Annotated in this window: 18 protein-coding genes and 1 tRNA gene; 4 read left to right on the forward strand and 15 right to left on the reverse strand. The window is 44.3% G+C overall.

Annotation, left to right across the window (positions count from 1 at the left end; translation table 11 throughout):
- A partial coding sequence (locus tag NO992_RS04695) for a hypothetical protein (RefSeq protein ID WP_371374771.1) occupies nt 1-185 on the forward strand: 185 nt, incomplete at its 5' end.
- 89 nt (nt 186-274) lie between these two features.
- Here NO992_RS04695 and NO992_RS04700 read toward each other — a convergent pair.
- The gene (locus NO992_RS04700; protein ID WP_026000942.1) at nt 275-709 is read right to left on the reverse strand and encodes an AAA family ATPase; all 435 of its coding nucleotides are present in this window, start codon (nt 707-709) and stop codon (nt 275-277) included.
- A gap of 227 nt (nt 710-936) precedes the next feature.
- On the opposite strand from NO992_RS04700, the gene asnS reads away from it, so the two are divergent.
- A complete protein-coding gene (gene asnS / locus NO992_RS04705) occupies nt 937-2334 on the forward strand; it encodes an asparagine--tRNA ligase (protein WP_010379069.1) in 1398 nt (465 codons plus the stop codon).
- 96 nt (nt 2335-2430) lie between these two features.
- Here the strand turns inward: asnS and NO992_RS04710 are convergent, their stop codons facing one another.
- From NO992_RS04710 to NO992_RS04750, 9 genes are all read right to left on the reverse strand, one after another.
- Nucleotides 2431-3045 carry an FKBP-type peptidyl-prolyl cis-trans isomerase gene (locus tag NO992_RS04710; RefSeq protein ID WP_010379072.1) on the reverse strand — a complete coding sequence of 205 codons (615 nt, stop codon included), beginning with the start codon at nt 3043-3045 and terminating at the stop codon, nt 2431-2433.
- 119 nt (nt 3046-3164) lie between these two features.
- Nucleotides 3165-3548, reverse strand: a complete 384-nt coding sequence (locus NO992_RS04715; RefSeq protein ID WP_010604797.1) for a hypothetical protein — start codon at nt 3546-3548, stop codon at nt 3165-3167.
- A gap of 53 nt (nt 3549-3601) precedes the next feature.
- A tRNA-Ser gene (locus tag NO992_RS04720) sits at nt 3602-3692 on the reverse strand.
- A 90-nt stretch (nt 3693-3782) separates the two neighbouring features.
- Entirely contained in the window at nt 3783-4154 is a 372-nt protein-coding gene (locus NO992_RS04725) for a hypothetical protein (protein WP_010379077.1), read from the reverse strand.
- A gap of 234 nt (nt 4155-4388) precedes the next feature.
- Entirely contained in the window at nt 4389-7439 is a 3051-nt protein-coding gene (locus NO992_RS04730) for an efflux RND transporter permease subunit (protein WP_172439979.1), read from the reverse strand.
- Nucleotides 7440-7484: 45 nt separating this feature from the next.
- Entirely contained in the window at nt 7485-8522 is a 1038-nt protein-coding gene (locus tag NO992_RS04735) for an efflux RND transporter periplasmic adaptor subunit (RefSeq protein WP_371374777.1), read from the reverse strand.
- 198 nt (nt 8523-8720) lie between these two features.
- The gene (locus tag NO992_RS04740; protein ID WP_371374780.1) at nt 8721-9731 is read right to left on the reverse strand and encodes an L-threonylcarbamoyladenylate synthase; all 1011 of its coding nucleotides are present in this window, start codon (nt 9729-9731) and stop codon (nt 8721-8723) included.
- Between the two features lie 107 nt (nt 9732-9838).
- The gene (locus NO992_RS04745; protein WP_371375045.1) at nt 9839-11221 is read right to left on the reverse strand and encodes an NAD-dependent succinate-semialdehyde dehydrogenase; all 1383 of its coding nucleotides are present in this window, start codon (nt 11219-11221) and stop codon (nt 9839-9841) included.
- 303 nt (nt 11222-11524) lie between these two features.
- The gene (locus NO992_RS04750) at nt 11525-12508 is read right to left on the reverse strand and encodes a rhodanese-related sulfurtransferase (protein WP_371374783.1); all 984 of its coding nucleotides are present in this window, start codon (nt 12506-12508) and stop codon (nt 11525-11527) included.
- 208 nt (nt 12509-12716) lie between these two features.
- Here NO992_RS04750 and NO992_RS04755 point away from each other — a divergent pair, with 208 nt between their 5' ends.
- Together NO992_RS04755 and NO992_RS04760 are read left to right on the forward strand one after the other, a co-directional pair.
- Complete coding sequence (locus tag NO992_RS04755; RefSeq protein ID WP_371374787.1) at nt 12717-14048, forward strand: DEAD/DEAH box helicase; 1332 nt, start codon at nt 12717-12719, stop codon at nt 14046-14048.
- Between the two features lie 2 nt (nt 14049-14050).
- A complete protein-coding gene (locus tag NO992_RS04760) occupies nt 14051-14881 on the forward strand; it encodes a S1 RNA-binding domain-containing protein (RefSeq protein ID WP_010379092.1) in 831 nt (276 codons plus the stop codon).
- Nucleotides 14882-14923: 42 nt separating this feature from the next.
- Here the strand turns inward: NO992_RS04760 and NO992_RS04765 are convergent, their stop codons facing one another.
- The 5 genes from NO992_RS04765 to NO992_RS04785 form a co-directional block, all read right to left on the reverse strand.
- Nucleotides 14924-15805: a patatin family protein gene (locus tag NO992_RS04765; protein ID WP_371374791.1), complete on the reverse strand. Its 882-nt coding sequence runs from the start codon at nt 15803-15805 to the stop codon at nt 14924-14926.
- A 161-nt stretch (nt 15806-15966) separates the two neighbouring features.
- A complete protein-coding gene (locus tag NO992_RS04770; protein ID WP_371374794.1) occupies nt 15967-19083 on the reverse strand; it encodes an efflux RND transporter permease subunit in 3117 nt (1038 codons plus the stop codon).
- 9 nt (nt 19084-19092) lie between these two features.
- Complete coding sequence (locus NO992_RS04775; RefSeq protein WP_371374797.1) at nt 19093-20133, reverse strand: efflux RND transporter periplasmic adaptor subunit; 1041 nt, start codon at nt 20131-20133, stop codon at nt 19093-19095.
- A gap of 278 nt (nt 20134-20411) precedes the next feature.
- Nucleotides 20412-22580, reverse strand: a complete 2169-nt coding sequence (locus NO992_RS04780; RefSeq protein ID WP_371374800.1) for a DUF6359 domain-containing protein — start codon at nt 22578-22580, stop codon at nt 20412-20414.
- 70 nt (nt 22581-22650) lie between these two features.
- Complete coding sequence (locus NO992_RS04785) at nt 22651-24690, reverse strand: bifunctional 2',3'-cyclic-nucleotide 2'-phosphodiesterase/3'-nucleotidase (protein ID WP_371374803.1); 2040 nt, start codon at nt 24688-24690, stop codon at nt 22651-22653.
- Nucleotides 24691-24906 lie beyond the last annotated feature (216 nt).

A 24906-nucleotide genomic window follows, 5' to 3' on the forward strand; every position in this document is an offset into this window, starting at 1 on the left:
AAATGTCAGAGCCCTTTCGAAACTCAGTAGCATTACTAAAGTTGGGTCAACTGAAGCTAAAAAAGTTGGTTGCACATTCCACTGCTGAATCGAAATGGGGCAAGAATGAGCTGACTAAACGGCCGCTATGTAGAAAGAAGCTGACATTGACGACCGTCTCTTGTTTGCTCGAAGGTGAAGTATAACCCCGCTCTTTTTAACTGTAAGATCGGATATGATACTACCCTGTTTAACAAGCACGAGCGTTGTTAGCGTTACTCTACCCTAAGCTTTATCACCATTCGAAAAGGTGAGCCATTTTTGAAATTGTTTTCAAGCCAATGCCATGACTATTACGCTTAGCATATAAGTGCTGTAGGGACTTATCTTTAATTTCGCCAACAATGACTTCTTTCACTTGATAACCCATTGCCACGGCAGCTGACGCATAAGCAACAAACTCCCATTTCTTGATATTGGTGTTATCAACTACGACCAAAGGGATACCTTCAGCTAAGGCATTAATAAACCGCGCTAAGTTTAAGTTGTGATATTCTGAAAGGCGTTGTTTTTCAAAATGATACTCGCCGTTCTCATTAAGAAAATAATCATCGGTTGAACAGATAAAATACTGTGTTTCATCGCCGGAGACGAGATCGTCGGCTAGCGTTTGCGCATAATGCGATTTTCCAGAGCCAGGTAGACCCCTCAAAATAAAAACTTGTTTCATCGAGTTTTGAACGTCACTGTTAGTATTAATAAAGCTATTTTTATCATCGAACATTCATAATGCCACAGTCCGACTGTTTTTTCATGGCTTTTACTCATTCTTTTCAGCCCAGTTTTTTGCATTTAGTGTTTTTTTATTTGTCCATCGCAGGTAAGATACGGCTTACATGACGATAAGACACTCTGTCTTTTAATTTACAAATAAAAAATAAATCATTTGGAGTAAAGATGAGCCACACAGCGATAACGGAGCTACTAGCAGGCACCGTTGCGGTTGACAGCCAAGTAACAGTAAAGGGCTGGATCCGTACACGACGTGATTCAAAAGCAGGTATTTCATTTCTAGCCGTTCATGACGGTTCTTGTTTTGACCCTATTCAAGCCGTAGTCCCTAATTCGCTGAATAATTATGACGAAGTGACTCGTCTTACTGCTGGGTGTTCAGTAGCGGTGACTGGTGTGCTTGTACAATCACAAGGTCAAGGTCAATCTTTTGAGATCCAAGCGAACAGCGTTGAGGTATTAGGCTGGGTTGAGAATCCAGATTCATACCCAATGGCTGCAAAACGCCACAGTATTGAATACTTACGCGAACATGCGCACCTTCGCCCTCGCACTAATGTTATGGGCGCGGTTACGCGTGTACGTAACTGTCTTGCACAAGCTATTCACCGTTTTTATCATGAGCGTGGCTACCAGTGGATCAGCACGCCTATCATTACCGCAAGTGACTGTGAAGGCGCAGGCGAGATGTTCCGTGTATCTACACTTGATATGAACAACCTACCACGCACAGACAAAGGCGATGTAGACTATTCAGAAGACTTTTTTGGAAAAGAAGCATTCTTGACCGTATCAGGTCAGCTTAACGGTGAAACATACGCGAGTGCCCTTTCAAAAATCTATACTTTTGGTCCAACATTCCGTGCTGAAAACTCAAACACTTCTCGTCACTTGGCAGAATTTTGGATGGTTGAGCCTGAAGTGGCATTCGCCGACCTTAACGACATCGCAGCGCTTGCAGAAGACATGTTGAAGTATGTGTTTAAAGCAGTACTTGACGAACGACGTGATGATATGGAGTTTTTCGCACAGCGCATCGAAAAAGATGCCATTACTCGCCTAGAATCATTCATCGATAAAGACTTTGCTCAGGTAGATTACACAGACGCTATCGAAATTCTAAAAGCATGTGATAAAGAGTTTGAATTCCCTGTTGAGTGGGGCGTAGACTTACAATCAGAGCACGAACGCTACCTTGCTGAAGTACACTTTAATGCACCAGTAGTTATTAAAAACTACCCTCGTGATATCAAAGCATTCTACATGCGCCAAAACGAAGACGGTAAAACCGTTGCCGCTATGGACGTCGTTGCGCCTGGTATTGGTGAAATCATTGGTGGTTCACAACGTGAAGAGCGTTTAGATGTGCTAGATGCGCGTCTTGAAGAGATGGGCTTAAACAAAGAAGATTACAGCTGGTACCGCGACCTACGTAAGTATGGAACAGTGCCTCACTCAGGCTTTGGTCTTGGCTTTGAGCGCTTGGTTGCTTATGTTACTGGCATGGGCAACGTACGTGACGTTATTGCCTTCCCTCGTACTAAAGGCAGCGCGACTTACTAAAGTCTTGTCGAACAACCAAAGTTGTGTTCTCAGCAGCTTTGGCTAAACGCAAAAAGGCCTTCATATAAGAAGGCCTTTTTTGATCACGCGATGCTATTATAGAACTTCTAGTAGCTCAACATCGAAAATTAGCGTTGAGAAAGGTGCAATTGCAGCACCTGCACCACGCTCGCCGTATGCAAGCTCATGCGGTACGTATAAACGCCATTTTGAACCCGCAGGCATCATTTGAAGTGCTTCAGTCCAACCTTTGATCACGCCATTTACTGGGAATTCAGCTGGTTGGCCGCGCTCGTAAGAGCTGTCAAAAGTCGTACCGTTGATTAGAGTACCGTGGTAATGAACGCGTACTTTTGAATCTTCAACAGGCTTATCACCTTCGCCAGTTTCAACTACTTCATATTGAAGACCTGACTCAGTTACCGTTACTTCAGCACGCTTTGCATTTTCTTCTAGAAATGCAACACCTTCAGCTGCTAATACTTTCGCTTCTTCTTCACGACGCTGTTGGATTTCAGCATTGATCTTCTCAAATGCTGCTTGAATTTCAGGGATCTCAACGCGGAAGCTGTCACCAGCATAAGCGTCTTTCATACCTTCGAATACAGAGTTAAGGTTTAGACCTTCAAAAGGGTTAGCTTTAAGTTGCTCACCCATTTGTAAACCAATACCGTAGCTCGCTTTATCTGCGTCTGTGTTGAATTGAGACATAGTCTTTCCATATTTTTTATTAACAAGAACCTTAGATTGTATCACAGCCAAAATAGGCAAGATACCGGAGCTGCTTGATTATCAAGCAGTCAAGCTATTCGTCGGACACAAAAAAACCGCTAACTAGCGGCTTTCTCTTCGGCATATTGTTTGAGTTTTTTCATCACAAAGGTTGCAAATGGCAGCAATAATACAAGACCAATATTAAGCTCATCACTGTACTCACCCAAGCTACCAACAAAGTAGTGTCCAAATCCAACCACACCAAATAATGCAATAACCACACTGGCGATTTCTGGCCAAGATTTTTCATATTTAGTGATCAAATGACCGACAAGGCAATTGAATAAAAAAACATGCAGCAGCGTCATTGTGATATCAGGGTCTTGTTGCGAATCAATCGACAACGTAAGCGCCATGTTTAGGCCACTAAGATAAAAATAACTAAATACAATCCAAATAGAACTATGTTTTATTATTGCCATGTTACTAGCCGCAGACATACACGCCTCCAAACGAAAAAAACCGCCATTTGGAGGCGGTTTTGGGAATGAGGTGGCGGAGAGATAGGGATTTGAACCCTAGATACGCTATTAACGTATGCCGGTTTTCAAGACCGGTGCTTTCAACCACTCAGCCATCTCTCCGTTGTTGGCGCGCATTTTATGGAGTTATCCATCGGTTGTAAAGCACTATTTCGATTTTTGCATTCAAAAGCGCAAATAATAGCCGAATAATCAATAATATTGCTTTGGCCTTTTGGCAATGTAAGCAAAAATACAACTAGCGATAACCATTGCAATCACGATGATCCCTGAGTCAATCATACCAATGACCGCGTTTTTTGCAGGCAGCACTTTTTCAATGATAACCGGAATAGATGAAAACAACACAACGGTACTGAGCACTTTAAATGCTCTGGAAAAATCAAATCGCTTGGTGTAACTCATCCATGTTGTTAGTAATCCTAATACCAAAATAGGCGCTAATAGCCCCATCCATATCTCACTGGTATAACTCGATAATGCAACGGTTGCCGTGCATCCTATCAAGCTCCAAATAATCCAAGCGGTCCAATTTTCCCGTTCTTTTAAAAATAAATTACCCATGGCACATCTTCTTTCAATTAGCTTGTTATTTTTATTATTGTTATAGAAAACAGGATTTACTGTCTTAGAGTAGCAAACATACTGGCTATAAAACAACCACATCGGTTGTGACAGTTTAAATAATGAAAAGTTCAACAAAAAGTATCAAAGAATGTGTTACCACAACATTAATCACTGTATAAAAAAAGCGCAGCCATTGCTGCGCTCACCCCACTTTATTTTTACCCGGGGAATTTAACTTTCAGCTTTATCAAGTTCATCCACTAATAATTTAGTTTCATCAGCCCTCGGTTTTGTAAATCTCGCTAAACCGAGATAAACGACAGGTGTGAGGTAAAGCGTAAAGAAAACCGCTAATCCTAAACCGCCAAATACGACCCAGCCAATTGCATTTCTCGACTCAGCACCTGCGCCAACCGATAAAATCAATGGTAAAGCACCAAGCAATGTGGACACTAAGGTCATCATGATAGGACGTAAACGGATCACTGCTGCTTCTTCAACGGCTTGTCTTACCGAACGTCCTTTATCACGTAACTGATCTGCGAACTCAACTAACAAGATAGCATTTTTAGCAATTAAACCAATCAACATCACTAAACCGATTTGCGAATATATGTTTAGCGAAGTACCTGTAAGATACAGCGCCAATATGGCGGAGGTGATCCCAAACGGAACTGTGATCATAACTACAACGGCACTATTTACACTTTCAAATTGTGCAGCAAGTACGAGCAACACAATCAAAAACGCCAGCACGTAGGTAAGTAACACTTCGTTGGCCGTTTCTTCAAAGGTTAACGCTTCCCCTTTAAACGCCAGCGTCACGCTGTCAGGTAAACTCTGATCTGCCAGCGTTCGTAATTTTTCAACCACTTCTGCCATAGGCATGTCTTCGGGCTGTTTCATATCCAGCTCGATACTACGACGCTGAGCATGGCGTTCAAGCTCAGCAGCTACGCCCTCTTCTACAATAACGGCAAGGCTACTTAGCGGAACTAATGCACCAGAGCGGCTGCCAACATAAAGATTGGCCAAATCACTTGGGTCTCTGATGGTATGATTTTGAGCTTGCAGCATAATTGGTATGGATTGGTCGCCAACATTCAAATCAGCAACATCATCGCCATTAATGGCTGCCCTAAGTGTCGTTGAAATATCACTCAAACTAACGCCAAGCTCTTCTGCTCTTCGACGGTCAATGTTTACGCGCAGCTGAGGTTGTGAGGGTTGATAAGAGATTTGTACCGGAGCCACGTCTGGCATTTCTTTTTCAACCAAAGCTGCAAATTGTTGCGCTGCTTTAAAAATCTCTAAATAGTCGTTACCAAGTAGCGCAAGCTCGATACCACCACCTTGGCCTCTTAGGTTTAAGCTGTTTGCACCAAAGGCACGAGCAGGTGCACCTGGTATATTACCAAGCGGTCCTCTGATCTTATCGATAATTTCCTGTTGCGAGAAATGACGCTCATCCCAATGCTTTAATGGCACAGTGATGAACACGATATTTGGATCCCACTGACCGACAACCGTATAGATTGACTCTATTTCTCCGCTTTCTACAAAGGGTAATAAGATGTCCTCCATCTGTTTGGCCTGTCTATCCATAAAGTTAAGACCAACACCGTCAGGCCCTCTTGCGAAAATGCGAATTTTACCTCTGTCTTCAGATGGCAAAAGCTCATTATCCAATTGCGAATAGAGCGCACCAGATAAGCTCGCAATAACCACAAATACACCAAAGGTTAGCCATGCATGGTCAAGTACCCAGTGGATCGTACCGCGATACATTTCTGCGAGTTTCACACCAATACTCGAAAATAGATGCTTTTTGCTATCTTGCTTTACTTTTAACTTAGATGTTAATGCTGGCACCAATGACAGGGCCACAAATGAAGAAATAATCACGGCACCAGCTAACACGCCACCAAACTCCCTGAACAGTCGGCCGGCGGTTGAGGGTAAAAAAGCAATCGGTACGAATACCGCAGCAAGTACTGCGGTTGTCGCAACTACAGCAAAGAAGACTTCTCTTGTCCCAAGTACCGCAGCAGCGCGACGACCTATCCCTTCGCCACGACGACGCTGAATATTCTCACTAACAACAATCGCATCATCTACGATAAGTCCAGTGGCCAACACCAGTGCTAGCAAGGTTAAAATATTAACCGAGAAGCCAAGCGCCCAGATCAGCGCCAAAGAGCCGATAAGCGCAACCGGGATTGCAAAAGCTGGAATAAGCGTCGCACGCCACGAGCCAATAAATACCCAAAGCGTGAATACCACCAGCAATATGGTTATCACCAAAGAGCTTAAGACTTCGTCTACGGATGAGCGAATAAACTGTGCATCATCGGAGGTGACGAATAGCTCCAGATCTGGAAAGCGTACTTTTATCTTATCAACGAGCTGCAGCACTTCGTCTGAGATTTCAATGGTATTGGACTGTGCTTGGCGAATGATCTCAAGACCAATTACAGGCTCTCCATCAAGCCTCACCATAGAGCGAGGATCAGCCGGTCCAAAATACACAGAGGCAATATCCCCCACCCGAGTTTCACCACGAATGATGATATCACTCACCTGCTCAGCGGTTACAGAAGTGGCATCAGCACGGACAATCAGCTGTTGATCGTCTGACTTTAAACTGCCCGCAGGTACATCAAACGGGGCTTGTCTAAGCGCTGCAGCAACATCAGGAACGGTTAGATTAAAGCTTGTTAGTTTTAAGGGATCCAGCCTTACGCGCAGCACTCGCTCTCTATCGCCGTTCAGGCGCACATCGGCTACGCCTGGAATAGTTAAAAACTGCGGCGCTAAGTCTTTTTCTACTCGCTCGGTCAATCCTTCAAGTGTTAAGGAGGCACTACTTACAGTTAAAGACACCACGGCTTCTGCGTCATTATCCGCTTTAATAATGGACACCCGCTCAACTTCTTCAGGTAGCTCTCTTTGTACTCGAGAAACGGATTCGCGTGTTTCATTTGCTGCATCATCTAGATTAATGCCCGGACGAAATTCAACAACAATCCGCGCATTATTCTCTTCACTTTGTGCACGAATGCTTTTTACACCACTGACACGCGCGACAGCGCCTTCTAACTTACTCGTGACTTCGGTGTCGACGGTCTCAGGCGAGCCGCCAGGAAACGATGCAGACACCGTTAATCGTGGCCTATCTACATCGGGCAGTTCACGAACTTCAACGCCGGCAAGAGCAGCAATACCTGCAATAATAATCAACAAATTTAATACAACGATTAATACCGGACGGCGAATGGCCATCGACGGTAAATCTTGTAACTGTGGTAACTCCGGTTTAGTCACGATTTATTCCTTCGCCAGTGCATTCGTCACCGCAATTTCTTGCCCAGGACGAAGACGTTGCACCCCTTCTACAACTAATAACTCTCTTGCAGCCAAATCGCCTGATACCAGCAATTTACCCGGCAAACGCTGTTGGATTTTCACATCAATACGCTTAGCTTTGCCATCTACTTCTTTCCATACATAAGGACCTGTTGCGCCCCAAAGCAGTGCGGCTTCAGGAATAACGGCAAACTCTTCACCCAATACCGTTAGCGATACTCTAAAGCTCATTCCAGGCAAAAAACGGTCATTGCGGTTTTCAAAGATGGCTTTGATTTTTAGTGTGCGGGCTGTTGGGTCTATTCTAGAGTCCATTTGCGCTATCTTTGCGTCGATCCGTGTTGAATTATCATTCCAAGGTGTCAGCAGCACGCTATCGGTCGATTTAAGCATGCCATACGCCGATTCTGGTGCCGCAAATTGAACATACAACTTATCAAAGTTATCGATACTCGCAATCGCGGTTTGGGTGGTAATGCGATCTCCAACCTCAACGTCGGTGAGTCCCATTACGCCAGAAAAAGGGGCGATCACTTGGCGGTCTTCTAATTCATTCTTAGCTTGGTTCAAGGCGACCTTTGCTAAGTCTCTGTCCGTTACCGCTTTATCTAATTCATTAATTGGAACAGCGCCGCGCTTTTGGCTATCAGTTAGGCGGTCGACGGTGCGCTGCGCATCTGCAAGACGAATTTTAGCTTCTTCAAGCGCCGCTTTTTGGCGGCGTGAGTCTAGCTCCAATAGCAAAGTACCCGCTTTAACCTGATCGCCCGGTTTAAAATGTACCGCAGTCACCCTATCACCAATCGCGGGATATAAAATAACCGATTGAATAGCTTCAGCATTACCTACTGCCTGAATTTGCTGGCTACTGCTTTCAAATTGAATAGGCTCTGCAATCACTTGCGAAGGTTTCGCCAAAGCGGCATTGGTTATCAGCATAGTGGCCGTAAAAACCACCAAGCGCGTTACTTTACACATATTAACCTTAATAATTTCCATTGTTCTCAGCTATATTTGAGTGTAACAGTTAATCACTCACATCAAGATAAACTATTCGATAACACACAGGATAAGTGCGATAAGATGCAGTATGCCTTGCAGCGTTTTAAAGGCAAGATAAGCCCATGTAAAGTAAGGTAAAGTTATGTAAAGATTGAGGGAGAGTGAGGCGCAATAGACTACCGCGCCAAATCATGACTATTGTGCGGCCGCGCGCATCAGTCTATCGTTAACATCTCGCCACTCGGGCGCTGTTGGTGGTGCTTCCAACAAAATCTCGGTTGCACTTGATTGGTCCAATTGATGTAACCCGTGATAAAGGCCCTGCGCATACTTGGCTTTGTCAGCACCAAGTTTGAGATCCACCAGCTCGTTGTGTGCTGAATTCTCAGAGAGCATTCGCTCAATTTGCGATGAATAATACAACACACCGGTATTCGCTTCGCACTGGCCGCTTAGGCGAGCAACTAATTCTTCCGTCGACAACAGGGTAAGCGGTTTGCTTGGTTGGTAATGGGCTTTTACGTTACCTGGGACGGCTACAGTGTGTACATCAGGCTCATCTACTTCAATATTGAGCACCGCTTCAAGTGCAGCTTTGGTAATAGGGCCCGCTCGCAATATCCTCGGTGTGGCTGAAGATATATCGACAATCGTCGACTCAAGTCCTACTTCACACGGACCACCGTCTAACACAGCTGCTATTTTGCCAGACAATCCAAACAACACTTGCTCGGCGGTGGTTGGACTAATTTTTTTGTAAGGATTGGCAGAAGGCGCAGCAAGTCCGGAGTTAATGCGCTGCAATAAAGCTAGCATTGCAGGATGATTTGGCACACGAATACCCACGGTTGGGTGGCCGCCTGTCACTATATCGCTCACATGTGCTTGCTTTTTGGCAACGATCGTCAGTGGTCCCGGCCAAAACGCATCAGCTAAAGCATCAAAATAGTCTGGCAAAGTTTCCACCCACTCAGTGACCAAAGACTTGTCAGCGAGATGTACGATTAACGGGTGATCTGCTGGGCGTCCTTTTGCTGCAAAGATTTTTTTTACCGCATCGGGTTGCCTTGCATCTGCTGCTAATCCGTAAACGGTTTCTGTTGGAACCGCAACAAGTTGACCATCACGTGCAAGTTCAGCCGCTTGCGCCACTGCGCTTGGATCGGTTGCCAGTAAATGTAAGGTAGTTAAGCTTGCTTCGCCCACGTGTCTTTCTCGCTGTAAAAAATGGACGCGAATTATAACCAATTTAAAATGCAAAGAGCCAGTATTACTGGCTCCAGCGTAAAAGCTAACATCAGGAGCGGTTAGCGTTATTCAGCGCTTGCGACCATCACGGTTTTCACGTTAACAAACTCTTTGATCCCAAAGCCACCATGCTCTCTACCATAACCACTGTCTTTAACACCACCAAACGGCAAATTTGGTTGTGCCAACGAATAGCCATTGATGTTCACCATGCCAGTATCAAACTCTTTGATAGCAAGCTCTGTTGCACGTTGAGTGTCTTCAGAAAAAATGCCGCCACCTAAACCATAGCGTGAATCATTGGCTACCATCATTGCCTCAGCCTCATCATGCACACGGATCAGCGACGCTACAGGGCCAAATAGTTCATCATCATAAGCTGGCATACCGGGTTTAACGTCTTCCAAAATGGTGACTGGATAATAAAACCCCTGTTGCTTTGGAATTTCTCCACCAAGTGGACAAGTCGCTCCCGCCTTAACGGACGCTTCAACTTGTTGGTGTAATTCATCACGTAGATCTTTACGCGCCATTGGACCTAAGTCGGTGTCTGCTGCGCTTGGATCTCCCACCTTAAGCTGCTTAAATCCGGCCACGAAAGCCTCTCTAAATTGCTCATAGATTTCATCAACGATAATAAAGCGCTTTGCTGCAACGCAGGTTTCACCGTTGTTAACAATACGACCTTGAATACACGCGGACACCGCTTTGTTAATATCAGCATCTGCCAGCACCACAAAGGCATCGTTACTGCCAAGCTCTAGGACGGTTTTTTTAGAAAGCTCAGCAGCTTGTTTTGCAACTTGCTTACCTACTTTATCGCTTCCGGTAAACGTAACCCCGCGAATATGTGGGTTCTTTATCAACTCGCTTGCTGTCTCGCCGTCTATTAACAGTGACTGGTAACAACCTTTTGGAAAACCTGCCTCTAGGTACAATTCTTCAATTAATTTAGCCATTCCAAATACATTTGAGGCATGTTTCATTACCGTGGTATTACCCGCCATCACGTTCGAAACACTGTATCTAATAACCTGATAAAGCGGAAAGTTCCAAGGTTGTATTCCTAAGATCACACCTATTGGTTGGTAAGTGATAATGGCATGTCCCTGCTCAAATACCCGATGTTCATCCTGTAATTCTTTTTCGCCATGCTCAGCGGTATATCGGCAAATTTCAGCACACAAAGAAACTTCCTGCTCGCCCTGCTCCGTCACTTTGCCCATTTCCTCGGTCATCAGTGAGACTAACTTTGATTTATTTTGCTCAATTAAGTCAGCAAGCCTGTTTAGCTTTTGTGCTCTTTGCGTAAATGTGGTTTTCTTCCAAAATGAATAACAGTCATTGGCTAAGTCCACCGACTTTTGCGCCTCGTCCAAGCTCATTAACGTATATTCATTAACGGGTTGCTCTGTCGCAGGATTAATTGTGGTTACCGTATTTGACATCATGAAGCTCCTTCGAAAATTTAACGGCGTAAATCAATTTTTAGATTTACAGCGATAGCCTTTGAATAAGCAAGGAAGACACCAATCTGAAGATAACTTCTATCTAATTGATTAATATAACTTAATTTGATTCCTGAAATAGGTTTCGAAAAATTTGAGAACGGGAATTAGAAAAGACTACACACCTAATATGAAAAGTTTGCAGAGCGAATGGCGCTTGCACAAATAGCTGGCAGTGAAAGGTTTAGTAAAGAAAAGGGACCATCCGGTCCCTCTGTTATGTATTCTGAGTACAATACGCCTTTAGCGTTTTTGACGTTGCGCTTCTTTTTGCGCTAGCTTTTCTTCTTTACGCTTACGAATAGCATCCTGTGCTTCATGACCGATATGACCTTCGCCGCGTAGCTTAGCCAGTTCAATTTGCTTTTGGCGCTCAGCAAATCGTGCAACTTGCTCTTCTGTTAAGTCTTTGTGGCAGTGATGACAAGACACCCCTTCCATATATTCTTCGAGTTGCTTCTCTGCTTCCGTGATTGGCATACGACAAGCATGGCATTGGTCGTAAGACCCTTTGTTTAAATCATGATCGACAGCAACACGGTTATCAAACACAAAGCACTCACCTTCCCACATGGTTTCTTCTTTTGGCACATCTTCCAAGTATTTAAGAATACCGCCTTCCAAGTGGTAAACCTCTTCGAAGCCTTGCTCTTTCATATACGCTGTTGATTTTTCACAGCGGATCCCGCCAGTACAGAACATCGCCACTTTTTTGTGTTTTTCTGGGTTCAAGTTATTTTTCGCCCACTCAGGGAACTCACGGAAAGTCTTGGTTTTAGGATCGATGGCATTTTTAAACGTGCCGATCTCGATTTCATAGTCGTTACGCGTATCAACTAGCACAACGTCAGGATCTGAAATCAATGCGTTCCAATCTTGTGGTTTTACGTACGTACCAACCACTTCTTTAGGATTGATACCTTGTACACCCATGGTCACGATTTCTTTCTTAAGCTTTACTTTAGTGCGGTAGAAAGGGCAAGTTTCATCGAACGACTCTTTATAAACGATGTTATCAAGGCCCGGTTGTTTGTCTAACCATGTAAGTAGCGCATCAATGCCTTCACGTTTACCGGCAACGGTACCGTTAATGCCTTCTTCGGCAAGTAATAACGTACCGCGAACTTCATTCGCTTCCATCACATCGTGAAGTGGCTGTCTTATCTCTTGATAGTTAGGTAAAGAGACAAACTTGTACATAGCACAAACAACGTATTGTTCTGACATTGTATTTTCCTAGATTTAAGCTTTGATTAGCTTACACATTAAGCATGACGATGTGTAAAGCACGAAAACCGAGTCGCAAACCCGGCGCTGAGGCGCGTATTTTACGGATTTTTGATTAAAATGCAAAAAACACAAATTCTATATCCGATAGCGTCTATGCTTTGGTATAATCTCGTGTTTTTAAAATTCAAGACTTGGAGAAATTGACTTGAGATTCACTGAACTTGGGATAGATACGCGCCTAGAACAACAACTGGCTCACCAAGGGATCACGGAACCGACCGAGATCCAAGCGCATGCCATCCCAACGGCTCTAGCTGGCCACGATGTTTTTGCGCAGTCTAAAACAGGCTCTGGCAAAACCCTAGCCTTCTTGCTGCCTGCCGTACAGCGTGTAATGAAACAAAAAGCGCTGAGCAAACGCGATCCTCGCGTTGTTATCGTAGCCCCAACTCGTGAACTCGCGACTCAAGTGTTCTCTGAGTGTCGTGCACTGTGTGCTGGCACTAATATTCAAGTCTGTAAGATTTTGGGTGGTGAAAACTACAATGATCAGGTAAAAGCGCTACGCCGCGACCCGCATTTTGTGGTGGGGACTCCTGGTCGTATTGCCGATCACGTTGAAAATCGCTCATTATTTTTAGGCGGTCTTGAACTACTTATTTTTGATGAAGCAGATCGTATGTTTGACCTTGGCTTTGAAAAACAGTTGGACGTCATTAATGACTCTGCAGATCACCGCCAAAGACAAACGCTGCTATTTTCAGCCACACTAGACCATACTCAAGTTGAAGCATCGTCACGTCAATTACTCAAATCGCCAAAGCGTATTATGTTGAGCAATGCCCACCAGCAGCATGAAGACATAAAGCAAGCACTCTACTTTGCCGATCATTTAGATCATAAAGAAGCGCTGCTTAAGCACTTCATCACACAAGATGAGGTAGGACAATGCATTATCTTTACCGCGACCCGCGGCGATACAGACCGATTAAGCAAACTGCTAAATGAAATGTCGATTAAGGCGGTATCGCTGTCGGGCGATATGCCGCAAAATAAGCGGTTAGACATTATGGAAAGCTTCAGCCGTGGTATCTATAAAGTACTTGTTACCACAGACGTTGCTTCTCGTGGTCTCGATTTGCTCTCTGTTACCCATGTTATGAATTTTGACTTGCCTAAGCAGGCAGAAGAATATGTCCACCGTATCGGTCGTACAGGACGTGCCGGGTTTAAAGGCACTGCGATTTCATTTGTTGGCCCCAAAGATTGGGATAGCTATGTGGCAATCAAAAACTATCTTGATGAGCCACTACGTTTTGAAGAAGTCCCCGGTCTTGTTGGTAAATTCAAAGGACTTAAGCAAAAACCGCAGCAGAGTAAAAACCGCCCTGCAGAGTCTGCGCCAAAGCAAACAAGTAAACCTAAGAAAAAGCCGGTGAAAAAGTCAAAACCGAGAAAAGTGGTCCCGCCACCGATTGATATTGACGGTACTATGCCGATGCGTCGCAAACCAAAACCACAAACTGACGAGGAATAATCATGTTAGGTCAAATCAAAATGTTAACCATTGAAGAGCTTACCGCTGAAGGGGCTTATTTAAACGGTGGTGAGCTTGGTGACGTATTTCTTCCTCGAGCAGAGGTGCCAAAGCACACCGAAGAAGGTGACTCTGTTGAAGTATTTATCTATTTAGATAACTTGGGACACGCAACGGCAACAACCAAAAAGCCACTTGCACAAGTCGGTGAGTTTGCCCTGCTTCGCGTAAAAGAGATCAATAAGGTTGGTGCTTTTATGGATTTGGGTATTGAAAAAGACGTGTTAGCGCCTTTCAATGAACAAAAACCGAAAATGCGCGACGGCTATAGCTATTTGGTTAGGCTTTACCTAGACAACGCCAGTAAGCGTATTTGTGCGTCTAGTGCGTTGGGTAAATTTTTGAGTAAATCAAAAGCCGAGTACGAAAAATTCGAAGAAGTAGACCTAATCGTCGCGGCAAAAACCGATCTTGGCTATAAAGTGATAGTCAATGAAAAACACTTTGGATTGGTCTTTTTCAATGATGTATTTAAGCGGATGTATATTGGTCAGCGCATGAAGGGCTTTGTAAAAGCAGTTCATGACGAAGATAAGATTGATATCGTGTTAGAAAAGCCGGGTATTGGTAAGGTTAAAGACCTTGCGGAAATCATTTATAGCAAGCTCGAAGAAAGTGGGGGCTATTTACCGCTAGGCGATAAGTCAGATCCTGACGCAATCAAGCGTACTTTCTCTACCTCTAAAGCTAACTTTAAAAAAGCCATCGGTGGTTTGTTTAAAGACGGCCGAATTGATATTGAAGCGACTTCTATTTCAATTCGTAAGTCTTAAACGCACACAATACTTAGCAAGTCTCAACCTGAGACTTGCTTGTCACATTACACTTACTTCAAGCATATCTCGCCATTTATCTACCGCTTTTAATCCAAGTTCAAATCCCAATTTATAATCTGACTTTAAGGTCTCTGGGCTTGAGCCTAAAATCATAGATTCCAGTGGTCTATTGGGCGCTATTTGAATGACGTTAACATCTTCTGGTGGTGAATTCATAAAGTTAACCGCATCGGCATAACGACTTTGATAGTGATGATACATTTCAAACATTCGAGGAGATTGATTAACGCGTCGCATGATTGGCTTTAAGCGCTCAAGCACAGGCATTTTGCCATCGTCATGTGCCTCAATGGTTCTGATCACCCAAATAGTCTTTGCCCCTTGACTGTGTGCCCAGCGTACGGGTAAAGGATCGCCTACACCACCATCCATCATGCCGTGACCCGCAACTTTAACGCCTGGACGATATAAAAAAGGGATTGCACTAGAAGCCTTTAAATGGGTAAACATGTTATCGTGCCAGGTATGCAAATAATGTGGCTCAAGCGAGTCTAAGTGACTTGCAACCGCATAAAAGTTACTTTCCGGCGTGAGGTGGTTAGGCTCAGTTGGAAACCGTACTTTGCCGCTGTGCTCTACTTGTTGAAAATACCAATCCAAGTCAATGACATTACCACCGGTAAAAAATCGCGCGGGACGGAAAAACTGCTGCTCCGTCGTCAGAGATTCGATAGCAGTTTGCGCATATTGACTTGCGCGAGCACAATAGGCTGCGAGGTTTTGTGCACCCGCGGAGACACCCACTTTTAAATCAAAAGGCGTAAATTTTTTCTCAAGAAAAGCATCCAGCACGCCCGCTGTAAAAATGCCTTTTTGACCTCCGCCCTCAGCGATAATTGCAGAGCGTATGTTATTTGTCATGTTGTGCTCTTTTTATTATATAAACCTGTACGCATCTTATTTTACTGTGGGCAAAACCTAGAAATTCAAGCTTCCATACAACTTAGCAATAAAAAATGCCCTGCTGAACAGAAACGTTAAAGCAAGGCATTCATAATATCCACAGTGTGATTAATATGTGGTTAAAGTTTGCTTACAGAACTCTCTATCGGCCGTTTTAAAAAGCTGACTAATAGCGCCGGTAAAATGGTGAGTGTAACGATAGTTGCCATAGCAATACCACAAAGCACTATCATGCCAACGCCTCGATAAAGCTCAGATCCTTCTCCTGGAATGAATACCAATGGCGCAAGACCGCATAGGGTTGTCATCGTTGACATCACAATCGGTTTTAATCGCGTTTGTAGCGCGGAGATCACCGCCTCGTACACACTCATCGCGGTACTCTCAAGGTTTCTGCGGCTTTGATCGACAATCAGAATAGGGTTATTCACCACAGTCCCTAACAAGATTAAAAAGCCGAGCATGGTGATCATGTCAAAAGGCTGGTGGAAAGTGCCTGTTATGCTACCAATGCCATTAATAGCAATTAGTCCAAGTAATCCCCCTGCCATGCCAAGCGGCACTGTTGCCATAATAAATAGCGGATAGCCCCAATGCTTGAAGATTGCGACAAGTAATAAGTAACACAGCGCTAATGCAACGACAAAATTACTGCCCAGCGCTTCTTTGGTTTTGTCTAGTTGGTCGGCAGCGCCACCGATACTCACATTGACACCAAGAAGCAGATCGCCCTGCCTCTGAAGCTGCGGTAATAATTCCGTTCTTACTAATTCCTGTGCTTCTTCTAGCGCAACATTTCTTGGCGGAATAATATATACAGTCACGGTTCTACGACCATCAACTCGACGCAAACTATCACTGTCTGCTTTTTCTCGTAAATCGGCCAAAGCGCTCAGCGGGATCAGACCAGCTTTGGTCACAACCGGAGATTGCGCTAATTGCGAAAGACTTTGCTGATTACCCGACTCAGAAAATAAAAAGACGTCTACTTTGTCATCGTCTAAAATCAACTCGTCAACATAAGCGCCGTCACTCAAGGCTGCGACCGTATAGCCGAGTTCGTCTGCACTCATACCCACTTCAGCCAACCGTTGCCACCTTGGTTGAATTTCTATTAGCGGTTGGTCGAGTGTCAGAGAAGATGGTGCAGAATCCACTTGTGGATTATCAAAGACCTCCCCCGCTAACCGATACACTGCATCTGCCGCCCGGTAGAGCGCCGTTTGATCTGTACCGCTAATATCCAAAGCGACCGCTCTTGAACCGCCATCATTACTTGAGATAATCGAGCCTCGTGAAGAAAATGCACGCATTCCTGGGTAGCTTCTAAACTTGGTCGTGATTGCCTCCATCATTTCATCGATGTATTCACGGTTGTATGGTTCACTCAATAACCAAATGCTACCAACACCAACAGACATCGAATAATACTTTAAAGGTGGCAAGGACGTTTTACCTGATACAAAATCGCTGTCATCGTTTTCCAAATGCTTGTTTAAATAAGGAAGTAGTTCATCACCAATTTTTTGCATATGGCTGAGGTTATAGCCCGGAGGCGCTATCATCATAGAGAACGCTTTTGGCTCCTCTCCCTCCGGCAAATATTCAGCTTTAGGCATAAATAACCACGCCCCACCGAGTAACAACACACTACCGAATACAATACACACTATGCGAGCACGTGAACTTGATAACATCGCCGGAATAAACGTTGGCAGTTTAGGCGTAGACAACATGCCACTGGAGATCTCCTTACAGGCAAAATTTGCATTTGCCGCAGGCACCACAAACAAGGCTACCAACATAGAAGCGATGATTGCGGCAGAAATCGCAATTGCGACATCGGAATAAAGCTGTCCGGCTTCTTGCTGAATAAATAAAATAGGTGCGAATACCAACACTGTGGTCAGGGTTGAAGCGAGCACCGCAGGCCATACCTCTTGAACTCCGGTAATAGCTGCTTGAAGTTTGTCGAGACCTCGGCGTCTGGCTTGCTCTATGTTCTCAAGTACAACAATGGTGTTATCAACCGTCATGCCAATGGCGAACGCAACGCCGGCGAGGGAAATCACGTTGATCGTTCTGTCAAATAGCAACAGACCCAAAAATGCCGCGATGGTACAAATTGGAACGCCCATCACACCAATAAAGGTCGAGCGTGGGCTCTTTAAAAACCAAAACATCACCAGAGTCGCAAGCACCGCACCCAGCGCTAAATTAGTCCAAACATTTTCAACAGATCCTTTAACGTAACGAACATCATCGCTCAATAGAGTCAGTTGTAGTCCATTACTTGCGAGCATGTCACGGTTGATACGAGCCACTACCTCCATCATTTCTTCTTTAATGGCCATAACGTTAGAACCGCTTTCTCGTCTCACCGAGAGCATTAAGGCTCGCTCGCCATTGTTATAGGCAATATCCCGCACTTCATAATGATCAAGCTTTACCTGAGCGATGTCTTTGAGCTTAATTGTAGTGCCCGCACGGTGACTGACTACCAGCTCTTCTAGCGCTTTAGCTGACTCAAAGCGGCCGACCATACGCAGTAAATAACGCCGTTTACCGCTGTCTATATCGCCGGCAGAGGCATCTTGGTTACGACTGCGTATTGCATTTCTAACATCAACTAAGCTAATTCCACGGCTCGCCAGTTGTTCTTGATCTACCAAAATTTGTACTTGATAGAGTGCACCACCACGCACACCAACCTGTGATACTCCGCTGACCCTTTCCATTTCTGGACGAATAAAGTCTTCGGCATAATCGCGAAGCATATCAATATCAAGATTGAGTGGGTTCCCCGGTTGTGGTTTTAGATTAAAAAACATAAAGGCATTGCTCGAAAACGCGCTGCTGTATAACACCGGCTGGTCAACGTTTTCAGGATAATTTGGCACTTGAGATAACGCATTACTCACGTTTATGAGCGCTTCGTTGACGTCGACACCAAATGGAAACTCAAGCTCTATCTCTGCCTCACCAGTATTGGCATAACTGGACATTCGAGTTAGATTCGCAAGTGAGCGAAGATACCTTTCTTGCTCTATAAGTATTTCTTTTTCAACATCCTGCGGCGTGGCACCGGGCCAATTGGTCACCACAGTGATGGTTCTTACTTCAAGATCTGGGATCATTTGCACCGGAATTTTAAACGCCGCAACAATGCCCAATATCGAACAGATCAATACCGTGACAGCAACTAAAATGGCGTGATTTACACTGGCTCTTAACATCACCCGCTCCTATAATCTCGGTACAATGTTTAATGCCTGGCCTTCTTGCAGTAACTCATTGCCTTCAACCACCACTTGTTGCCCTATCTCTAAGCCAGATAAAACTTCAATATGACCATTAATTCGCTCACCAATTTGAACGTTTAACCGCTTTGCTTGACCGTCAACGGCCACAAAGACACTGAACCCACCGTCGGGATGACGCAAAATCGCATCACTAGGAATAATCACACTGTGGTCTTGTGCTCGAATTAGCGGCAGTTTTGCCGTAGCCGATGCGCCGACACGCAACTGCGCATCTTTTGGAATTGCCAATCTTAATAGAAACGAGCGACTGGTTTTGTCAACTACCGGAAGTTTTGCCAATACATGAGCTTGATGCAGCACACTTGGCGCGCTTGCGACACTAAAATTAACGACACGGCCAAGGTTAATAAGCTGAAAGTATTCTTGTGGCACTTGCAAATCGAGCCACAAAACATCACTACTCACTAATTCAAACACCGTTTGTCCACGCGTCACCCACTCACCTAAATTAACCGCGCGCCTTGCTATGACCCCCGTAAAAGGCGCTTTTAATTGATGGCGGTTAACGAGCTCTCGCTGATAAGCTATCTTAGCTTGTGCTTCTAAAAGAGTTGCTTCTGATGCTTGTAACTTAGACTCTCTGTCAGCAAGCTCAGTTTGCGCAAATAATTTTTGCTGCGACAGAGACTGTGCTTCTTTTACCAATCTTATCGCATTATTGCGATCGACCTTGGCGCGCTCAAGTGCTGCTTCTACGCTTTTCAGCTCAGCTTTTACTAAAGCGGCATCGAGACTCAGCAGTACAGCATTTGCTTCAACAATATCTCCGGCTTCAGCTGAGATCTTAGTTATTACACCATCGGTTAAACTTGACACTTGTGCGTGTTGTGCTGCACTAATTGAGCCCGTTAAAGACAGCGTTCGTTCGAGCTGTTGTTGCTTTACATCAGTGACCACAACGTTGACCGCTGCAGCATAAAGGTTAAAGGATAAAAGAGAGAGTATTAAGCAAACGCATTTCATGTAGTTTGTTCCAAAGTTAAAAACACTATTCCTTTCAGTAAACACTTAGTAATAGCACCTACTGATCTCGACTAAACATTGTAGCTTGCGAGTTTATGTCACTATAACGCCGCCACACTAACACAAATAAAAATCATTACCATCCAAACTAGGCAAATGACCTCAAAAGTGTAGTTTGTGAAATAATGAATGAACAAAGAATATACGGGAATAACGCTTGGAATAAAGTAGGCATAAACGTTGCCATGCCTACTTTGAGGAGGGTCAATTACGCTGATTTAATTTAACAATACAAGTGAGGTAACATTGCGAACACCGGGATGACTCATATAGTCATTTTTAATCCCTTCAACTCTCAGTGATTTACCAATCAAACTCGGGTTAAGCTTGGGACTATATGCATCACGCTGAGCTGCTTCCAACTTAATATATAGTTTGTTGCCAACGACAGTTGAGTCACTTAATTCAAGCGCATAGATATCGTTTACAGCTCCTGTGATTTTGCCACTGACTACCACTGCCGAGCCATTATTTAGCGCTAATACGTCAGCAACACTCATATCACTAGATGGCTCTGTCGTTGTACCAACGGTTTGTATTTCACTGACTTCTCGTATCCCCGGTGCACTCATATACGATGAGCGAACACCTTTGATAACTAAAGTAGAATCAAGAATGGATGGATTAAGCTGCGGACTAAATGCAGCACGCTGGTGACTTTCAAGTTTAACATTTATCGTATGATTTGGATTTTGGCTGTCCTCAAGTACTAAAGCATAGATATCATTAAGTGCAGATTTAACACGCCCTACAAGCTCAATTTCATTGCCCTCGGCGGTTGCAAGCGCCTGCTCAACCGACAATGCCACTGGTGCAATCTGAATATCGCTTACATAACGAATACCAGCCTCACCCATGTAACTGTCTCGAGTACCAGTCACTATAACTGATTGACCAAGGATCTCAGGATTGAGTTGCGGGTTAAAGTCACTGCGCTGAGCAGATTCAAGCTTTACGTTGATACTTAACGATGCGTTGGCAGTATCTGTGAGTAGTAGGCCATAGATGCCGTTTACTTCGGCTGTCACTTTACCTAACACAGCAAATTTAGACCCAGTAGAAGCAGCAAGGGCCTGTGCTACAGAAATCGTGCCATCAGGAGTTGGCTCTGGATCGGGATTAGGATCTGGGTTGGTTTGCCCTGAACCATAAGGCGCATTGAAAGAGTTATTTTTATAGCTATCTGTATTCCACGCATCAAAACCCGATGCAGGCGTCCCCCATGGTTGACCATTGTTTGGATCAGACATTTCTTGCGGCGCCATTGGCACAGGTGTTACTTCACCGCTTGCATGACCGTTAGTACCATCAAAGTACTGATACGACTCAGGCGTTGCTAGCCAATTGATGATGTTGACCGAAAGTACAGCGGCATTACCACTGTCCGTCCAGCCTGGGTACGTCTTTTTACTATTGCCATTATCCTGACGCTTGTACTTAGGTGTAGCGTCTTCAATTGGGGAAGAATCACCAATAAATGCGGCTTTGCCTAACCCAGCTTTTGAGATAGCAACATACGGGCCTTCATTTCTACCACCAAAGTAAAGTCCATCATCTTTAGCATGACGCCATTTAGCCGGTGTATCTGAAGGTGAAAAATAAACCAAGCCTTTCGCTTTTTGTTCATCTACAATCGCAAGCGTCGCGCCGGCGGCCATCAATACAGGAGTAACTCCGAGTGTGATCCCTTCTGTTTTGCTCGCAGACTCAATACCACTTACGCCTTGTTTGTAATCCGCGGCATTAAAGCGAAAGCGGATCCCAAAATTTTCTGCAAGCCATCCCATGTCTGCTGATTTTGGATTACGCCAGTCACCGTACTCACCACCTAGATTATACTTAGCCAGATCTGAGCGGTTGTAGCCGTTAAAGACTTCAGTGGCATCCCACGTATTTAGATTACGATCCGCGTCATAATGATCTGCAATAAAAAATATCCCTTTTCCATCCGCTACAAACTGCAATAACGCCGCTTGCTCTGATTGAGTGAAAGGACGGTTAGTTTCTGCCAATACAAAGACATCGGCATCTTTAATCGCATCATAGCTGATAACCGCTTCATTTTGATTGCTTTGAGAGGTTCGGTCGTCAAAGAATCTAATCTTGCCGTCATTGTTTAAATCAACACCACGATATTCTTTTACGGTATATCCTTCATTAACTAATGCATCCGCAAAGTCTGAAAACGCACCATCAATAACCCAGTCGGCATTTCCTTCAACGCCACCGTGTGACACATCAAATAATACTGTCTTACCATTGTTGTTTGTGCTTGGTATTTTGACTGGAATGTGGTTATTCCAGTCATACGGCTGCGCTGCAAATACAGAGGTGGATATAGCTGCAGCCAAAACTACGCTGCAAAGCTTGAAGTTTACTTGTTTCATTCGTCAAATCCTGTTGAAAATTATAAAAAGAAGCAATAAAAAAGCCGCCAAAATATGGCGGCGTAGTGTATTAGTTCAGCGGTTGTGTTAAATCCAGCTGATAAAGTGCAAAACCTCTTTCGTCGGTTTTGCCGGTAGGTAGAATATGATTAAATTGCTGACTGTAAGTTTCAGCATCCGCACTGGTTGAGCTAAAGAATTCAATATTGGCGCCAACTACAGGTGCAAACGACCAGTTCATATCGGCGGACGGATCAAGTCCTGCAGCACCATTTTGGTCGCTAACAAAAGTAATATAGTCAGCAACGACCTGACGGTTCTCATTTGGCGAGTCGACAACGATTTTATCTCCCTTAATATTTGGGAAATTACCGCCACCAGATGCACGATAGTTATTCGTTGCAACCAAGAATACTTGGTCGTCCTTCACCAACTCACCTTGATACTTCAATGCCTTAATGCGGTTACCGTTTGACACCTTTTCACCGTTTGCCGCGTAGCGTGCAGGCTCAGTGACATCAATTTGATACGTCACACCATCTAGTACATCATAGTTATATGAAGGAAAGTCTGGATTGATCAGCGCTTGAACGCCTTCAGTATTTGGTGTGATTTGATTGAACTGTCCTGCAGACATTTCAAGCCATTCGCGCACTTCGCTCCCTTTGAGCTTCAGCACCTTAAGTACGTTCGGGTAAATGTACATATCCGCAACGTTACGATAGGCGATATCACCTGCAGGTATTGCGGTAAAGTCATCTGGCCCGCCACGCCCTGCTCTGAAAGGCGCACCCGCAGACAGAATAGGTAATCCATCAAGCTCAGTACCTTGCACGATTTTTGCTGTATACCATGCTTGTGCGTCAGTCACGATTTGGATTGAGGGATCGTCATTCACTAACGCAAAATAGCTGTTCACTGTGTTGGTAATTTTAGCAAAAGGCTCATTCACCCATGCGCGAGTTTCAGCATGCTCACGATGTACCGCTGCTTCAATTGCCGCATCGCTTTCTACCAACGATACCGTATTACGATTTTCATCCGTTTCATAGATAGCTTTCAGCGTAGACTGTGAGTCAACCACCACCCATTTACCTGATTTAAATTGGATATCTAGATCAATTACACCAAGATGATTGCCCCAAAAACCAGGCATTACAGCCGCAACGCCATTGATTGTGCCTTTGTCGTTATCGACACCATGTGCCGCTAAGTCTGCGTAGCCCGAACCAGGGAAGTTTGCATGCGCGTGACCAAACATAATGGCGTCTATATCATCCACCTTGGACAAAGCATAAGATGCATTTTCAGCCATTGGCTTATCGGCTGACACGTCTAGGCCTGAGTGCGGAATAGCAACGACAATATCCGCGCCTTCAGCTTTCATCTTAGGTACGTAGTGCTTTGCCATTTTTACGATGTCTTTAGCGATCACTTTGCCTTCAAGATTGGCCTTATCCCATTGCATGATTTGTGGTGGAACAAACCCGATGAAGCCGACTTTAATCACCTGAAGTTTGTCATTCTCATCAAAGAATTGTTTTTCTTGAATTAGGTAAGGCTTAAATAACGGCACATCATTTGTTTCATCTTCGTCGCCATCAACCTTAAATACGTTTGCACTAATATAGGGAAAGTTCGCATCGTCAATTGCTTCGTCTAAAAACGCTAAACCAAAGTTAAACTCATGATTACCAATGTTTGCGACGTCGTACTCTAGTGTGTTCATTGCCTTATAAACAGGGTGAACTTCTCCCTCTTTGAGGTTTTTTATCTTCGCCATATAGTCGCCAAGCGGACTACCTTGGATCAAGTCGCCATTATCTACCAGCATGGAGTTTTTAACTTGGCTTCTCGCTTGATGGATTAACGCCGCGGTTTTCACTAGACCCACTTTGTCATCTTGCTTGTCTGAGAAGTAGTTGTAGTTCAATACATTTGCATGCAAATCTGTGGTTTCTAGTAAACGCAAAGACACCGCAGTGCCCTCTTTTGGAATATCAGGTCCTTTCGGCACATTTATATCAATATCGTTATCTGAATCTGAGCAACCAGTAATAATGCTTGTGGCACCGCACAGCAGTGCGATTGGAAGTAGTTTTGTTTTCATAAGTCCTTTCTTTACTTTGTTTGCATACCCGTGCGCATGCTTTAGTTATTTCAGTAATACCAATTCACGTCTCTTCTTATTCCACTTCATAGAAACGAACCAAGAAGAACAGCGAGTCAGGATAAACCGTTGCGTTTTGCGTGGCGGGTGTCACTATACGAGGGAAAAAAGTCAAGAAAGCTAAGCTTTTATGGCAGTTAAGTGCTAGAAATATGA

This window comes from Pseudoalteromonas sp. DY56-GL79, from assembly GCF_041414765.1.
Taxonomy (GTDB): Bacteria; Pseudomonadota; Gammaproteobacteria; order Enterobacterales; family Alteromonadaceae; genus Pseudoalteromonas; species Pseudoalteromonas piscicida.

What these genes read in the sequence shown, in the direction of transcription:
- NO992_RS04770 (WP_371374794.1), bottom strand. Translation starts at nt 19,083, where the DNA reads ATGTTAAGAGCCAGTGTAAATCACGCCATTTTAGTTGCTGTCACGGTA.
- NO992_RS04760 (WP_010379092.1), top strand. Translation starts at nt 14,051, where the DNA reads ATGTTAGGTCAAATCAAAATGTTAACCATTGAAGAGCTTACCGCTGAA.
- NO992_RS04715 (WP_010604797.1), bottom strand. Translation starts at nt 3,548, where the DNA reads ATGTCTGCGGCTAGTAACATGGCAATAATAAAACATAGTTCTATTTGG.
- NO992_RS04710 (WP_010379072.1), bottom strand. Translation starts at nt 3,045, where the DNA reads ATGTCTCAATTCAACACAGACGCAGATAAAGCGAGCTACGGTATTGGT.
- NO992_RS04745 (WP_371375045.1), bottom strand. Translation starts at nt 11,221, where the DNA reads ATGTCAAATACGGTAACCACAATTAATCCTGCGACAGAGCAACCCGTT.
- asnS (WP_010379069.1), top strand. Translation starts at nt 937, where the DNA reads ATGAGCCACACAGCGATAACGGAGCTACTAGCAGGCACCGTTGCGGTT.
- NO992_RS04785 (WP_371374803.1), bottom strand. Translation starts at nt 24,690, where the DNA reads ATGAAAACAAAACTACTTCCAATCGCACTGCTGTGCGGTGCCACAAGC.
- NO992_RS04725 (WP_010379077.1), bottom strand. Translation starts at nt 4,154, where the DNA reads ATGGGTAATTTATTTTTAAAAGAACGGGAAAATTGGACCGCTTGGATT.
- NO992_RS04775 (WP_371374797.1), bottom strand. Translation starts at nt 20,133, where the DNA reads ATGAAATGCGTTTGCTTAATACTCTCTCTTTTATCCTTTAACCTTTAT.
- NO992_RS04700 (WP_026000942.1), bottom strand. Translation starts at nt 709, where the DNA reads ATGAAACAAGTTTTTATTTTGAGGGGTCTACCTGGCTCTGGAAAATCG.
- NO992_RS04730 (WP_172439979.1), bottom strand. Translation starts at nt 7,439, where the DNA reads ATGGCCATTCGCCGTCCGGTATTAATCGTTGTATTAAATTTGTTGATT.
- NO992_RS04780 (WP_371374800.1), bottom strand. Translation starts at nt 22,580, where the DNA reads ATGAAACAAGTAAACTTCAAGCTTTGCAGCGTAGTTTTGGCTGCAGCT.
- NO992_RS04765 (WP_371374791.1), bottom strand. Translation starts at nt 15,805, where the DNA reads ATGACAAATAACATACGCTCTGCAATTATCGCTGAGGGCGGAGGTCAA.
- NO992_RS04750 (WP_371374783.1), bottom strand. Translation starts at nt 12,508, where the DNA reads ATGTCAGAACAATACGTTGTTTGTGCTATGTACAAGTTTGTCTCTTTA.
- NO992_RS04735 (WP_371374777.1), bottom strand. Translation starts at nt 8,522, where the DNA reads ATGGAAATTATTAAGGTTAATATGTGTAAAGTAACGCGCTTGGTGGTT.